The sequence below is a fragment of the Myroides fluvii genome, from assembly GCF_009792295.1.
Lineage (GTDB): Bacteria > Bacteroidota > Bacteroidia > Flavobacteriales > Flavobacteriaceae > Flavobacterium > Flavobacterium fluvii_A.
Window position 1 is genome coordinate 820,426 of the sequence record NZ_CP039934.1, and the last position, 15,541, is coordinate 835,966.

A 15,541-nucleotide genomic window follows, 5' to 3' on the forward strand; every position below is an offset into this window, starting at 1 on the left:
AACACCTCAATTTAACTTCTTGAGGTATACTTCGTTCTCTTTTGATCCAAATCAAATTGTTCAAACAATTCTAACAAGCCAATAGTTGCTTTCACCATATCATCTGTTTCAAACAAGATGGAAAAATACAATTTACTGTTCTTCGGGCTTGTTTCAGTAGTGCGAATGCGCACAATCTGCTTCTGAATTAATTTATCAATTGTCTGTGTAATTTCTTCTTTATTTGCTAGGACTTCGCTAATGCGATCAAATTTTTCTTCTAAGAAAATAGCCCCTATCTCATCCAAAAAGCTCTGTAGTTTATTGTCGACTAACTTCAAATCGCGAATCTGATTAAACTTTAGCTTTTTGTGGTTATTATCCACGTGCGTATAACTATTCTGTGTAATGAATAAGGTAGACTTAATAATGTCTTGTAAGAAGCCCAAAGTCAATACATAAAACTTACTTGCTCCCACGGTAGTTTCGTCTAAGTTCTTGATAAAGAAGTACACATTACCACGCAGGCTATCTACTTCTTTTTCCAACTGTTTTAGTTTCTTTCTACACGCTTTTAAATCCGCGTGATTTTGCAACGCTACTCCGTCAATAACACGCGTATACAATTCGTTCGTACGGACAATTACCTTGGCAATTTGAGCAGAGCTCTCCGAAGCAACTTCGTGAATCGTTACAATATCAATTTTATTGAGTTTTTCTATTTTGAGTTTCTTCTCTTGCTCTAGACGCTGATGCATCTTATTACTTCTATATAATAAAATACCAATTAAAATCAGCATCGCTACTAAAGCATATACCTCTCCAATATAAAGGATATAAGCCGTGATAAAAGAAGCAACAAATGCGACAATAGCCGTGACAAACCACCCTCCTATAACATTGAACACCCCAGCTACGCGATAAACTGCAGAATCTCTATCCCATGCTCTATCCGCAAAAGAAGTACCCATAGCTACCATAAAGGTAACATAAGTTGTAGATAAAGGTAGTTTCATCGACGTACCGATAGAGATCAAAATACTTGCCACCATCAAATTGACAGAAGCACGTACCATATCAAAAGCGGGCTCATCTGCCTTATTCTTGCTTTTTGTTTTCACCTCAGGTTGCTCAAAACGCTTATCCATGTGGATTTGCCATGATTTCGGAAGAAAGTAATTTACAATACCCCCAAAAATAACCATACTACGCACCAAGGCTTTAGATAGTAAATTGGGTGAAAACTTCTCATCCGAAGAATCTGAACTCTGACGCGCTAAGTTCATTTCCGTTTCAATTACATTGCGCGCTTTCTTAGAAGTCCACAACGTATAAACCATAATACCTCCTGCTAACAATAGGAAATAAAAAGGCGCTTTGACACTTTCTTCCGCCAGTTTCCCCATCAAGTAAACATCTGGTGCTTGACCTGAACTTTGAAAAAACTCGAACGATTGAATCGCCGCAATGGGCACCCCAATAAAGTTTACCAAGTCATTCCCTGCAAAAGCCAAGGCTAGTGCGAACGTTCCGATAATAATAATGACACGTAAAATATTCAGCTTAAATACGGACATTAAAAATTGAGAAAACAACGTCCAAAACACGAAACTTCCTCCTAAAATAATCAATTGATTGTGATCAATCCAAGTAGAGGCTTCTTTGGTTAAGAAACTTGATCCTTTTAGTCCTTTTATCAAAATAAAAAAGGAAATAGCAGTAATTGCTGTTCCTCCGAATAAAGCACCGAAATATTTCATCTTACGCTCCACTTGGAAGGTAAAGATTAAACGCGATACATATTGAACGATGGTCCCTAGTGTAAAGGACAAAATAACAGACAACAAAATACTCACAACGATCTCGGAGGCCTTCTTCGTATTGATATACGAAGGCAAAGTGGCCCAACTGTCGTCACTCGTTACAATTTTCACCACAGCTAAACACACCGCGGCACCTAATAACTCAAATACAATTGAGACTGTTGTAGAAGTGGGTAATCCAAGCGTATTAAAGACATCTAATAGCAAGACGTCGGTAATCATGACGGCTAAGAAGATAATCATTACATCGTTGAAGGTGAACATACTGGGAACAAAGATTCCACTTCGGGCAATTTCCATCATCCCACCAGAAAAAACAGCTCCAACCAAGATTCCTAAAGAAGCCACGAGCATAATGCCTTTGAAAGACATCGCCTTGGATCCAAGTCCTGAATTTAAGAAGTTTACAGCGTCGTTACTAACTCCAACAGTTAAATCTATTATGGCCAATATCCCTAAGGCTATTAGCATTACAATAAAAATCTGTTCCATTTATTTTTTTATTTTTTTGCGTACTGCAAAAGTCCTTCTATTTCTCTAAACCAACGTTAACTTAATGTTATCCTTTATTAGAAAAGTAGAGAGAGGAGCGAAGAAAAGGGTAGAATTCTAGATTAAAGAAGTGATTCTTTTTTTAGAAAAATCGGGCATTCTCAACTTACAAATACATAAAAAAGTAAACATTTCTATGTATTGAAAAATTCACCCCCTTTCCTCTATCCTCTTTCCTCTCTCTAATAAATAATTTTCCCTAATTTTGTAAGCTAAACTCACTTCCATGAATGAATTACAATACGCGTCAAATCCTTATTTAAAACAGCATGCTACCAACCCTATCTATTGGAAGGCTTGGCATCCATCTGTTTTTCAACAGGCTCAAGAGCAAAACAAATTAGTAATTGTCAGCATTGGTTATTCCACATGTCATTGGTGTCACGTCATGGAGGAAGAGAGTTTCACCAATTTAGAGGTTGCTTCAGCAATGAATCGCGATTTCATTTCGATTAAAGTGGATCGAGAAGAACATCCTGCTGTGGATGCTTATTACATGAAAGCCGTTCAACTAATGACCAAACAAGGGGGATGGCCCTTAAATGTAGTGTGTTTACCTGATGGAAGACCGATTTGGGGAGGAACTTATTTCCCTAAAAAAACGTGGATTGACGCTTTAAGTCAACTCGCTCAACTCCACCAAAACAAACCAGAAGCTACGGTTGAATTTGCAACAAAATTACAAGAGGGCGTCTATATCATGGGGCTTGCTCCAACGGCAAAGGATGAAAGTCGATTTAATTTAGCGTTACTCATCGAAAACTGGAAACAAAGTTTTGATTTAGAGTATGGAGGCTACCAACGTGCACCAAAATTCATGATGCCGACCAACTTGCTCTACCTTCAAAAATTAGGGGATCTTACACGAGATAAAGACTTGCTCCACTATATTGATTTAACGCTAACTCAAATGGCTTGGGGTGGGATTTTCGACGTGATTGAGGGTGGTTTTTCACGCTATTCCGTTGATTTCAAATGGCATATTCCTCATTTTGAAAAGATGTTGTACGATAATGCTCAACTGTTAAGTGTTTACAGTGATGCTTACAAGCGCACAGCAAATCCTTTGTATCTAGAAGTACTAACCAAAACGACAGCCTTCATCCAATGCAATTGGCAATCCGATTGGGGTGGTGTATATTCTGCTTTGGATGCGGATAGCGCAAATGACAAAGGAGTTTCACAGGAAGGAGCTTACTACGTTTGGACAGCGGCAGAGTTACATCGCATTTTAGGGGATGATTTTACTCTATTTGCTCAAATTTTCAATGTTAACGAATACGGTTATTGGGAAGAAGGAAACTTTGTTCTCATCCAAAATCAGCTAATAGAAACTATTGCGTTAGCCAATCAAATGGACGTATTTGATCTGAAAAAACGCAAAGAAAACTGGGAGCGATTACTCTTACTAGAACGCAATCAAAGGCCTAAACCTTTATTGGACGATAAGATTATCTGTAGCTGGAATGCCATGTTGATTACAGGACTACTCGATGCTTATAGTGCTACCCAACAACAGGACTACTTACAGCAAGCGGAGCGCATTTACCACTATATTCAGACGCACTTAGTTGATGAAGAACGCGGTTTATTCCACTCTTCTCACAAGCAACAAGTGCAGACATTGGCTTATTTGGATGATTATGCTTTTTATATTCAAGCTTTAATTAACCTATTTGAGCATACAGCCAATCAAGATTACTTATGGCAAGCCAAGCGCTTGATGGATTTGACTTTGGATTTATTTTTAGATGAAAAGAATAAGTTCTTCTACTTTAGTCAGGAGAATCAAGCGGATAATATTTTGAGAAGTATTGAAACAGAAGACAATGTAATACCTTCGGCCAACGCTGTTTTATGCAGGAGTTTACTTCAGCTTGGCGTTGCATTTGAACATACACATTACACCCAGCTTGCGCATCAGATGATTGACATCATGCAATCAAACATAGACTATCCGTCTGCGTATTCGCATTGGCTCTTGGCCATGTTGTACACGGAATCTCCGTCTGAATTGGCTATCGTTGGTGCGAATGCCCTAGAAGAAAGCCAGAAAATTCAAGCAAATTTGATTAGTAAAACGTTTGTTTTTCCAATTAATCAGGCGAGTTCGATTCCGTATTTTGAAAAATACACAGTGAGTCAGACAACGCAATATTACCTTTGTGAGAACAAACATTGTTTAACCCCAACAACAGAAATAAGTCATTTAATAAAGCTTTAGGTTATGGAAAAAATGGATCATTTACTCGCGTCTTATTTAGAGAAATTAATCGATTTCGTCCCGTATATTGTTTCCTCTTTGTTCATCTTAGCTTTGGGATTATGGGTCATTAAGATGTCTCAAAAAGTGGCCAAACGCATCATGACAAAACGCAATATCGACCCGACGTTTTCAAGTTTTATACTCGATGTATTATTGTGGGGGTTTCGCATCTTGCTTTTCGTTGTAATAGCTTCTAAATTGGGCATACAAACCAGTTCTTTTGTCGCTATAATTGGAGCCATGAGTTTAGCCATAGGGCTTTCTTTACAAGGGTCACTCAGCAATTTTGCGGGCGGAGTTTTGATTATCTTATTCAAGCCTTTCCGCATTGGAGATATAATTGAAGCCCAAGGAGAAACGGGAAAAGTATTGAGTATTCACATTTTCTCCACGCAAATCGTAAACTATCAAAATAATGTTATTTACCTACCCAACGGGGTTTTATCCAATAGCAAAATTAAGAATATATCGCAAAACAACCTGAGAAGATCAGAGGTGCTTGTTCAAACAAACCTAACGAAAAATACGGCGTTGTTTATTGAAAAATTATTGGAAGAGCTTCAGCTAAATGACAAAATTCTATCACAGCCTAAACCTCGAGTTTTGATTAAAGAATTACTCGACACTAAAATTACATATGTCGTACAAGTTTGGGTAGACAATGACAACTTTACGGCTGTCAATTCTTATATTCTACTGAAAGCGAGAGAAATAAGTGATTCGTTATAATCACTTATTTCTTTTGTTTTACGGGCATCACAAAGTCTTTCAAATAATACGGCTCAAAATAAGCTACATCTACAAAGTCTTTGGCGAGGTATTTTTCATAACTCATCGTCACCATTTCTTTGGCTGATGGATAAACAATGGCTTCACAGAAATTAAAATTAGGCGCTGTCAAAACGGTTTCGCATTTCATTGCGCCATCCCCAATGAAGTAAACGGGTACATCCCCTTTTAGTTCACTAAAAGAAGCCTCATCAACCACTTTGGCTTCAATTGGCTTAACCAACTCCCCTTCACAAGAGAAAGTCGCGCAAAACACCTCCATTCGCCTTGCGTCAATCATGGGAATAATCCAACCACTGCTCACTTCTAATTGTTTGGCTAAAATACGAAGCGTGTCTAACGCTATCATGGGAATATTCAATCCATAACACAATCCTTTCACAGAGGAGACGCCGATGCGTAATCCTGTATAAGATCCTGGCCCTTGGCTAACAGCAATTGCACTTAATTGCTGCATTTTCAAGTTGTTTTCTTTTAGCAATTCCTCGATAAACACATGCAACTTTTCTGCATGCGAAAAATTCTCCTCTGCTATTTCTTTCACTCCTGCAAGTGTCCCATCTACAGACAAAGAAACGGAACAGTTTTTAGTTGCCGTTTCTATATTCAATAGTACAATCATTCTTTCTTTTCTTCTTTCTTAATCTTATCGTTGTGTTTCAAGGTTTTACTCACTATAGAATAAGGTCCTGTCACAAGAACATCGCCTTTTTTCAATCCTTGAACAATTTCAATATTTTTATCATCTTGAATACCTGTTTTGACAAAGCGCAATTGGGCTACCCCATTCACGTCAACAAATACAGCTTCTTTCAATACTTCGCTGGCCTTTACGGCGTCTTTTTCTGCTTGATTTACCAATGTGTCACTTGGCGTTCGCATAACAATGGCACTTATTGGCACTGCAGTAATTTTGTTTTTCACGTGTGTAATAATATCAACAGCTGCCGTCATTCCAGGGCGAAAAGGAGAGTAATCTTCTAACTTCCCATCAAGGAGATCTTCATACGACTCCCGTAGAATTTTAATTTTCACTTTAAATGTCGTTACCTGATCTGCCGATAGCGTTTGATTCGAAGCTGAATTGGAAATACTTGTCACAATTCCCTTAAATTCTTTTTTCAAAAAAGCATCAACATCAATCTTCGTTTCATCCCCTACTTTTACCTTGACAATATCATTTTCGTTGATGTTTACTTCCACTTCCATGCTGTTTAAATTTGCAACGCGCAGCAACTCTGTACCTGCCATTTGTTGAGTTCCAAGCACGCGTTCTCCTAGTTCAACATCCACGCGAGAAATCGTTCCTGCACTAGGTGCGTAAATTGTTGTTTTCAACAAATTCACTTTCGCTTCTTCTACGGCTGCTTTCGAACTTTCCACATTGTAATATGCCGAGTTTTTATTGGCCTTAGCTACTTCATAGGAACGCACCACCTGATCCCATTCTGATCCGGATATCACTCCCTTGTCAAACAACATTTTATTTCTTGCATAAGAGGCTTTCGTCTCTTTGAGCTGAGCTTCGGCTTGTTCTAATCCGGCTTTGCTCGTAGACAACATGGCCACCATGCGATCGAGATTGGATTCGTATAAGTTGGGATTAATCACCACTAATAAATCCCCCTTATTGACAACCTGCCCTTCTTTGATTGGCAAATTTATGATTTCTCCTGATACTTCTGGTGTTATTTTAATCTCAATTTCAGGCTGAATTTTCCCTGTTCCCGATACTGTTTCGACAAGGTTAATCTCATCTACAGTAGCAAGTTCAACGCCAGTGGCTTCTTCTGTCTTGGCAAAGAACTTCACCGCAATAAAAACACCGACAACAAGGGCTACAACGATAGCTATATATTTTTTTTTCATCACTTAATTTCTTTTAAATAACGGTAATCCAAAGTAGTATTCCACTATTTTATTCTTAAAGATATAATCGTATTTGGCTTTGAGTAAATTGGACTGCGCCGTTACATATAAATTTTGATTCTGATTGAGTTCAAAAATATTAATCAGCCCCACAGCGTACCGCTCTCGTGCATACTCTAGCGATTTTTCTCGAGATTCTAAGGTAACAACACTAGCCTCATAGCTTTGAAAACTACTTTTGGTATCTGTATACGCTTTGAACACCAATTGTTCTAATTTCAACTCTTCTGCTTCTTTTTCGTATTGCATCTGCTCCAAGGCCAATTGATTTAACTTTACGGTTTTTCTCGCTTTTAAACCATTAAAGATAGGAACCGTCAAACTCAAACCAAACACCGAGCTTTTATTGTTGTCAATCTGTCGAAAGAAAGACTCTGGTCCGCCGTAAATATTCATCATCCCTTGACGCATCACTCGCTGTCCTGATCCTTCAACAAAACCGATTGGATCTAAACGAGCAGAAGGGACACTTCCCAACAGTCGATCTTGATAGTGTACATTAGAACCAAAATTATAGAATCCTGTTAGTTTAGGATAGTAAGCGCCTTTGCTTATTTGCACTTCTTTTTCGGCTAGCTGTACCTTCAGTTCAGCAGTTTTAATATTTGTCAGCGATTCAAACGCGCGATTTGTTATTTCTTCAGGTGTATACAGCATTAATTCAGAGGCTTGCACAACATAGTCTGAATCTACTACATCGAATTTTTCGTAATCGCGAATCTGCAACAATTGCGCTAAGTTAAGTTTAGCAATAATCAATTCATTTTGTGCGCTGATTAAACGCTGAGTAGAAGAAGCAACGGTTGCTTTGACATCTAGTAGATCTCCGGCAGGAACAGCTCCAGCTTTCACTAATATCTGCACTCTATTTACTTCGTTTTCATCATAGTCCAATTGAACCTGATTGGTATGTACCAATTCCTTATTAAATATAATTTGCAAATACGAATTGATAACAGATAAAGCGATATCCTCCTTCATCTTTTGCACTTGATAAACAGAAGCTACATGCTCAAGACGTGCTTTGGCCAATCGCTTTTGCTTTTGCAATCCGTCAAAGATGTCAATGCCCAAGCTCAATCCAACCGCAGACTCTTGCATGGTGCGTTGTCCGACCACCCCTGTTTGCGCATCAGGTTGATCCACTAACGTCCAAGAGTGATTTGCCGTTCCGCTAAGTACGGGTAGAAAATCATAACGCGCTAAATCTACCGTAACAGCTTTACTTTGTTCGCTAATTTCAATTTGCTTTACGCTGATGTTGTGTTCAATGGCATGACTGATACAATCATCTAAGGACCAGCGTTTCTCTTGTGCTGCACTCAACAGTGCGAGAAAACAAAACAAGGTTGAAATATAAAATTTACTCAAATTCATTGAAAACTAATTATCTAAACAATAAGACGTGAAGTAACAGCTATTGTTACATTAAAGATAATAAAAAAACCGCCTTTAAAGGCGGTTTACTATTTCAAGCTTGATTAACTCTTTTTCTTTTTATACACTTTGTAACTAAAGTACAAAGCGAAGCCCACGAGTAGATAAGGGAATATCATCAGGTAAACGATACCGTCATTTACGGCTTCTGCTTTTACTCCTCCTTCTTCCGTTTCTAATACAGCTCTACACATCGCACATTGTGCTAAGGCAGATTGGGAAGCGGTCAAAATAAAAAACGCGACTAAAAAATAAAACTTTTTCATACGGGATTAATTTACGTAATAAGGGGAAATCATCAAATACACTATAACACCAGTTACTGCGACGTACAACCACATAGGATAGGTAATTCGCGCTAGTTTTTTGTGGCGTTGATATGAACCAGAAATTCCGCGTACAAAAGTAATTAATACAAAAGGAATGATAATGATTGACAACAGGATATGCGAAATCAGAATAAAGAAATAGGCATAACGCATCCAACCTTCCCCACCGTATTTTGTTTCAATAGACGTCATGTGATACGCAACATACATCGCTAGGAAAGCAACAGAACACGCGATACAGCATTTAATTAAACGCTCGTGTAAGGCTTTATTCCCCTTCTTGATAGCTGCTACTGCCCAAACTAATAAAACAGCTGTAATACCGTTAATAGTAGCGTAAATCGGTGGTAAAAAACTCAACGGTTGAACATCATACCCCAGTTTTTGCAAATTAACGCCAAATAAAATTGCCACAACTACAGGAATTGCGATGGATAAAATCCAAATCCATTTGGTGTATTTTTGTTCTAATTCTTTATAATTTTCCATGTCTTATTCTTCTAACAAAAGTTTAATATCTTCTTTGATCCACTTCACTCCATCGTCTGATGTTCCATCATAGTACAAAATAGGATTTCCGTGTTCATCAGTTCTGCATCGAATATTTCCTTCTTTATCGATTAAAGCAAATAATCCGGAGTGTTCAAATCCACCTGGAGCTTCAGGGTTTACCCCAGTATACAAATTAAATTTGCCTGCCAAATCATAGATGTACTTCGCATCTCCTGTGAGCATGTGCCAATAAGGAATTTTCACACCCAATTCAGCTGCATGGGCATTCAACGCCTCCACAGTATCATTTTTGGGATCGATGGTGATTGAAGCAATTCCGAAATCCATATGGGGACGGAACGCATCTTGCAACTTCAACATATTCTGATTCATAATCGGACAGATTGTTGGGCAATTAGCAAAGAAAAATTCAACAACATATACCTTTCCTTTGTATGTTGCGTTGTTGATTGTTTTATTGTTTTGATCGATCAGTTCAAATTGTGGAGCTTGTCCAATTACAAGCAAATCTGACTTTTCAAATTTCTTAATAATCTTAGGCACGGCCCAAATACCGAAGACTAACACTACTAACGAAATCCAGATATACGATTTATCTTTCATAACTACTCTGTCTTTTTAATGCGTTCATATTTTTTCAATGCCAAGCGATATTCAGCCAAAACCACTTTCATATCATCCATCATATCGTTGTGTAATTCAGCGGCTGAGATTGTAGAATACCCTTCTTTGTATTCGAGTTCACCAGCTTTATTCTTACCTTTTCTACCTCTTAGATTTCTATCCTTATCAATGATGTAGACGTTGATACTTGCGAGATCATCATCTAGTTTACCTGCTAATCCTAAGCTTTTATAAAACGCTTGGATTTCTGCTGGTTCTAAAAACAGATAATTCCAATTAGACATATCCGATATGGGACTTAAATCATCCACCACTTTCTTGGCTTGTTCCTCAGATCCTTTAGGCAAGACCATGACCAATTGAAAATCGTCAAAATCCTTATAGCGGTTGTAAATTTTTTGGTTGAGATTAAACGCATCCCCACGGTCTTTATACAAATGAGCTCCGGGGAAACCAAGCACTGTAATACGCCCTTCTAAGACCGGTTGTTTACCCAAGGAAGTTTCTCCCATAGGCAGTTCGTTTACATTTTCACTAATGATGGGTAATCGCTGAAATTGATTCACCCCAGTAGCAAAAAACAAATAAGCACAAATCGGCATGATAAAGAGCAAAACGAGTATGATATATTTTTTCACTTTACAAATAAATTAAATAGCTAGACAAAAATAAAAAAAGGCGGTTAATAAACCGCCTTTTAAATTATAATAACTTATTAAAATATCCACTTATATTGTGCGTGCTGGAAAACCTCGTAAACGTAGTTTCCTTCGATCAACACCAAAGTAATTAAATAAACACATAAGAAAGATAAAACTCCCGCTACTGTCCATCTAAATGCTGTTTTCTCTTGTTCTAAGTGCATGAACGACCACATAATGTAGTATGCTTTCCAAATTGTTAAAACAATGAAGATATAATTTAACAAACTTAAACCAAAGATATGTACGTGGTGTAAGCTTTCTGGTTTAAAAATACCTAATGCAACCTCTACGATAGTAATTGCTGATAGGATAAAGAATACTTTCCAGATTTTCTTTGCGTTTGAGTGATGTGCTGTTGCTTCTGCTGCCATATCAAATACTATTTTATAACATTAAACTAAATAGAAGAATGTAAATACGAACACCCATACTAAATCTACGAAGTGCCAATATAATCCTCCTTTTTCAACCATTTCGTAAGAACCTCTTCTGTCGTATGTTCCCAACAATACATTAAAGAAAATAATGATATTGATTAAGATACCTGTACAAACGTGGAATCCGTGGAAACCAGTAATAAAGAAGAAGAAATCAGCAAATGTTTTATGTCCGTATTCGTTGCGGATTAGGTTAGCCCCTTCCACTACAAGTACAGCATCTTTTAAACGCTCCACAGATGCTTCTCTAGAAAGAATTTCTTTGTGTTTAGCGTCTGTTGTTTTTTGTGTGCGAATTCTAATCGTTGGATTAGCGTCAAATCCAGCTTGCACTTCAGCTAATGAGTACGTAGACTTACTAGGTCCATTAACGAACCAAGTAGCATTCGCTCTTGTCAATGTAGCGTCCTTTTTATTTGGATCAACAACGGCGAAATCAGCTAAAGCGATTTGTTTTCCATCTTCTCCAACAAACTGCAAGATTGATCCTCCTGTTGTTTCTACAGCTCCATAAGAACCATTAATAAAGTTTTTCCACTCCCAAGCTTGTGATCCGATGAACACTAAACCACCTAAGATTGTTAAAAACATATACGTTGCCACCTTTTTTCTCTTCATTTGGTGTCCTGCATCAACAGCCAATACCATTGTTACAGATGAGAAAATAAGAATGAAGGTCATTAAGGCCACATAGTACATCGGTGCATCAACACCATGTAAGAAAGGAAAGTGATTAAACACCTCGTCTGCAATCGGCCAAGTATCCATAAACTTGTATCTTGTAAAACCGTATCCTACAAGGAATCCACAAAATGTTAATGAATCTGATAATATGAAGTACCACATCATCATTTTACCGTAGCTTACGTTTAGAGGCCCTCTTGCATCGCCTCTTACTTCAGTAGCTTCTGTAGTAACTGTCGCTCCCATAAAAAGTTATTAGTTATAAAGTTCCCAAATTTAATTTAAATTTTCTATTTAAAGAATGTAAAAAACAAAAACAAATAAACCCAGAGTATATCTAAGAAATGCCAAAACCACGCACATAGCTGTAATCCAATGTATTGCTCAGAATTATACTTTTGTTTAAAATGATTATAAATTACTATAAGTAAAGAAATCATTCCGCCAAACAAGTGTGCAATATGCACAATTACAATCACATATAAAAATGAAGTTGTAATTGTACTTTCACTCCCTGTAAAGAAGTAGCCTTCGCTAATTACTTGTCCAAAACCTTTGAATTGCAAAAAAACGAATAAGAGACCTAAAATCAAAGTAGAAACTAAATAAATCGTACTTCTTTTAACATTTCCCTCTTTCGTTGCTTTCAATGCGAGGTGCATCGTCAAGCTGCTAATTACAATTGCAACGGTACTAATTGTAAAATCTAGTGGCAAAACAAAATCTGCTAGCCAATCCGGTCTCGACTTACTTACTACGTAAGCACTTGTCAATCCGGCAAACACCATGGCAATACTTCCAATAGCAAATAACAGCATTACTTTTAATGCTCTGCCTTTTTTCTCATACTGCTCTTGCGCTACACTATTTTCCATATTCTCTTGTATAAACTATCGTAAAAATTTATCTAACACGTAAATAATCTGAATTAACGAGATGTAAGTAACACTTACCAACATTAACGAGCGAGCGGCTTTATCCGTTCGCTGTTTGTACAATTTCACGGCTGCTGTAAGCATCCAGATTCCCGCTAACAACACTAACCCTGCGGCAATAGGAGTTAAATATAATCGACCTGTTACATTAAATACAGGGAATATAGAAACAATAATCAACCAAATGGTGTATAATATAATCTGAGTAAGTGTTTTATTGTCTTTTTTTCCAGTTGGCAACATGGAAAAGCCACCTCTTTTGTAATCGTCATACAAGAACCATCCAATCGCCCAAAAGTGAGGAAATTGCCAAAAGAATTGGATTAAGAATAGAGTTCCTGCTTCAATGCCAAAATTATTTGTTTCAGCCACCCATCCTAACATAAAGGGAATTGCTCCAGGAAAAGCACCAACAAACACAGATAAAGGAGTTATGGTCTTCAACGGAGTATAAACACTGGTATATAAAAAGATAGATATTGCACCAAACATCGCTGTTTTAGGATTGATGGCATATAAAATACCTAGTCCTAGTATCGTTAGCGTAACGGCCAAGATAAAAGCCGGTGTTGGTTTCACACGACCTGAGGCAATTGGTCGATTTGCGGTGCGGTTCATTTTCGCATCTAAGTCACGCTCAATAATTTGATTGTATACGTTAGAGGCTCCAACCATACAATATCCCCCTACTGCTAGAGCGATAATGGTCATATAATTGATGCTTCTAATATCAGGAACAGCTAAAATATAGCCTGCCAAAGTGGAAAACACTACGCTCAGGGCGAGTCCCATCTTAGTCATCTCTTTAAATTCCTTAAGGATAGAAACCGATTGTTTATTTTCAGAAGAAATATTCAAAGCTGTTTTCATTTGTTTTTAATGAGTTGCAAATATAATCCAATTTTTAGAACTATACCTATAAACATACGTTAGAGCTTTGAATATTCACTTATTTTAATCTTTTAGTAATTTTCAGTACTACCCTTCCCCTCCACGATAACTTTTGCCGAAGAAGTTCCTAATCTTTTAACGCCTACAGCAATCATTTCGATAGCAGTCTCCCGATCGCGAATACCTCCTGCAGCTTTTACAGGTAGTGGACCTGCATTTTCCAACATTAAAATCAAGGTTTCCATCGTTGCTCCGTTTGGTTTACCACCTTCTGTTTGATAAAAACCAGTGGAAGATTTCACAAACACCTTGTCGTAATCGGTTTCTTTGAAACTACGCATAACCACATTCTTGATCAAAGCTGTTAGTTTGATAATTTCAGCATCTGTCAATGCTGCTACTTCAATGATCCACTTTACCACTTTTCCTTCCGCTAAACCAAACTTCGTACACGCGTAGACTTCATCTTTTACCTTGTCAACAACGCCCTTTTGAAAGGCTTTATAGTCTACCACATAATCCAACTCATCTACTCCATCTTCAACAGCTTGTTTCGCTTCTTTTAGCTTCGCTTCTAATCCTCCATCTCCTTTTGGGAAATCGATAACGGTACCAATCAAAACTTTTGAGTTCATTTGATCGACTAACCCCCTCCCTGCTTTTACTTCTTCTGGACGAATCATCGCCAATTTGAATCGCTCTTCAATAGCTTCTTGAATTAAAGCTGTCACAACTTTCTTATTTTCCACTTCAGACAAACCGGCTTGTTCTGCGGTTTTCAAATAAGTAGAATCCATAAACTCTCTCAAATCTCTCATTATTGTAAGTACTTTATATGAATAAAAAAAGCCCCAAGATTGGGGCTCTATTATTTTTTATGCGTTGTTATAAATAAACCTAATAAAACTCCAATTGCACTTCCTAGTGAATTGGCTATACAATCTGCCCATTCTGCACTTCGTGAATTGGTGAAAAAAAGTTGAATCAACTCTACTCCTCCACCTAAGAACGTTGCAATAGTAAAGATAACTATTCCCGTTCTTATTTTTGCTTTTTTATCCTTGTTTTTTTTGTTTGAAAACAAAAACCAAATCAAAGAGAAAACAAAATAAAAAGTAAAATGTGCAATTTTGTCTTTATTCGGAATATTAAAGAAAGACGTTTTGGGTATGGAGGATGCTTCAGCCAGACATGCGTATAAAATAAAACACGTCCAGAACAGCCCCAATATAAAATATACCTTACGCGCCAATCAATTCTTTATATGCTGCATCTGACAACAAAGCATCCACTTCGCTTAAATCAGAAATTTTAATTTTGATCATCCATCCAGCACCGTAAGGATCTTGGTTTACCAATTCTGGTTCTGTTTCTAATCCTTCGTTGAATTCAATTACTTCACCTGATAAAGGCAAAAACAAATCTGAAACTGTTTTTACAGCTTCTACCGTACCAAATACTTCATCTTTATCTAAAGTTTGGTCTAAGGTTTCAACTTCAACATATACAATATCTCCTAACTCTCTTTGAGCGAAATCTGTAATACCTACTGTAGCGATATCACCTTCGATAGCTACCCACTCGTGGTCTTTTGTGTACTTTAAATTAGCTGGTAAATTCATTTTGTAATTATTTTTTAGCAAATGTAT

At 37.4% G+C, this 15,541-nt stretch carries 17 protein-coding genes; 2 read left to right on the plus strand and 15 right to left on the minus strand.

The window, feature by feature from the left end:
• Positions 1–11 precede the first annotated feature (11 nt).
• Entirely contained in the window at positions 12–2,294 is a 2,283-nt protein-coding gene (locus FBR08_RS03845; RefSeq protein ID WP_158961494.1) for an inorganic phosphate transporter, read from the minus strand.
• Positions 2,295–2,580: 286 nt separating this feature from the next.
• Between FBR08_RS03845 and FBR08_RS03850 the strand changes: the two genes are divergently transcribed.
• Together FBR08_RS03850 and FBR08_RS03855 are read left to right on the plus strand one after the other, a co-directional pair.
• A complete protein-coding gene (locus FBR08_RS03850) occupies positions 2,581–4,578 on the plus strand; it encodes a thioredoxin domain-containing protein (protein WP_158961495.1) in 1,998 nt (665 codons plus the stop codon).
• 3 nt (positions 4,579–4,581) lie between these two features.
• On the plus strand, positions 4,582–5,349 hold the full coding sequence (locus FBR08_RS03855; RefSeq protein ID WP_158961496.1) for a mechanosensitive ion channel family protein: 768 nt from the start codon (positions 4,582–4,584) through the stop codon (positions 5,347–5,349).
• A 4-nt stretch (positions 5,350–5,353) separates the two neighbouring features.
• On the opposite strand, the gene tsaB is transcribed toward FBR08_RS03855, so the two are convergent.
• The 14 genes from tsaB to gcvH form a co-directional block, all read right to left on the minus strand.
• Positions 5,354–6,031, minus strand: coding sequence for a tRNA (adenosine(37)-N6)-threonylcarbamoyltransferase complex dimerization subunit type 1 TsaB (tsaB, locus tag FBR08_RS03860; RefSeq protein ID WP_158961497.1), 678 nt, complete (start codon positions 6,029–6,031; stop codon positions 5,354–5,356).
• A complete protein-coding gene (locus tag FBR08_RS03865) occupies positions 6,028–7,278 on the minus strand; it encodes an efflux RND transporter periplasmic adaptor subunit (protein WP_158961498.1) in 1,251 nt (416 codons plus the stop codon). Before FBR08_RS03865 ends, tsaB begins: the two co-directional genes overlap by 4 nt.
• 3 nt (positions 7,279–7,281) lie before the next feature.
• Complete coding sequence (locus tag FBR08_RS03870; RefSeq protein ID WP_158961499.1) at positions 7,282–8,715, minus strand: TolC family protein; 1,434 nt, start codon at positions 8,713–8,715, stop codon at positions 7,282–7,284.
• 104 nt (positions 8,716–8,819) lie between these two features.
• Positions 8,820–9,041 carry a hypothetical protein gene (locus tag FBR08_RS03875; RefSeq protein ID WP_158961500.1) on the minus strand — a complete coding sequence of 74 codons (222 nt, stop codon included), beginning with the start codon at positions 9,039–9,041 and terminating at the stop codon, positions 8,820–8,822.
• Positions 9,042–9,047: 6 nt separating this feature from the next.
• Entirely contained in the window at positions 9,048–9,593 is a 546-nt protein-coding gene (locus FBR08_RS03880; RefSeq protein ID WP_158961501.1) for a DUF420 domain-containing protein, read from the minus strand.
• A gap of 3 nt (positions 9,594–9,596) precedes the next feature.
• Positions 9,597–10,220: an SCO family protein gene (locus tag FBR08_RS03885; RefSeq protein WP_158961502.1), complete on the minus strand. Its 624-nt coding sequence runs from the start codon at positions 10,218–10,220 to the stop codon at positions 9,597–9,599.
• A 2-nt stretch (positions 10,221–10,222) separates the two neighbouring features.
• Complete coding sequence (locus FBR08_RS03890) at positions 10,223–10,843, minus strand: hypothetical protein (RefSeq protein WP_158964162.1); 621 nt, start codon at positions 10,841–10,843, stop codon at positions 10,223–10,225.
• Between the two features lie 113 nt (positions 10,844–10,956).
• The gene (locus tag FBR08_RS03895) at positions 10,957–11,316 is read right to left on the minus strand and encodes a cytochrome C oxidase subunit IV family protein (protein ID WP_158961503.1); all 360 of its coding nucleotides are present in this window, start codon (positions 11,314–11,316) and stop codon (positions 10,957–10,959) included.
• A gap of 21 nt (positions 11,317–11,337) precedes the next feature.
• Positions 11,338–12,312 carry a cytochrome c oxidase subunit 3 gene (locus tag FBR08_RS03900; RefSeq protein ID WP_158961504.1) on the minus strand — a complete coding sequence of 325 codons (975 nt, stop codon included), beginning with the start codon at positions 12,310–12,312 and terminating at the stop codon, positions 11,338–11,340.
• A gap of 44 nt (positions 12,313–12,356) precedes the next feature.
• A complete protein-coding gene (locus tag FBR08_RS03905) occupies positions 12,357–12,941 on the minus strand; it encodes a cytochrome c oxidase subunit 3 (RefSeq protein WP_158961505.1) in 585 nt (194 codons plus the stop codon).
• 15 nt (positions 12,942–12,956) lie between these two features.
• Positions 12,957–13,871, minus strand: a complete 915-nt coding sequence (gene cyoE / locus FBR08_RS03910; RefSeq protein ID WP_158961506.1) for a heme o synthase — start codon at positions 13,869–13,871, stop codon at positions 12,957–12,959.
• Positions 13,872–13,963: 92 nt separating this feature from the next.
• A complete protein-coding gene (deoC, locus tag FBR08_RS03915; protein ID WP_158961507.1) occupies positions 13,964–14,710 on the minus strand; it encodes a deoxyribose-phosphate aldolase in 747 nt (248 codons plus the stop codon).
• 50 nt (positions 14,711–14,760) lie between these two features.
• Entirely contained in the window at positions 14,761–15,144 is a 384-nt protein-coding gene (locus FBR08_RS03920) for a VanZ family protein (RefSeq protein ID WP_158961508.1), read from the minus strand.
• Positions 15,134–15,514: a glycine cleavage system protein GcvH gene (gene gcvH / locus FBR08_RS03925; RefSeq protein WP_115092450.1), complete on the minus strand. Its 381-nt coding sequence runs from the start codon at positions 15,512–15,514 to the stop codon at positions 15,134–15,136. The genes FBR08_RS03920 and gcvH overlap by 11 nt, the downstream gene beginning before the upstream one ends.
• Positions 15,515–15,541: the final 27 nt, after the last annotated feature.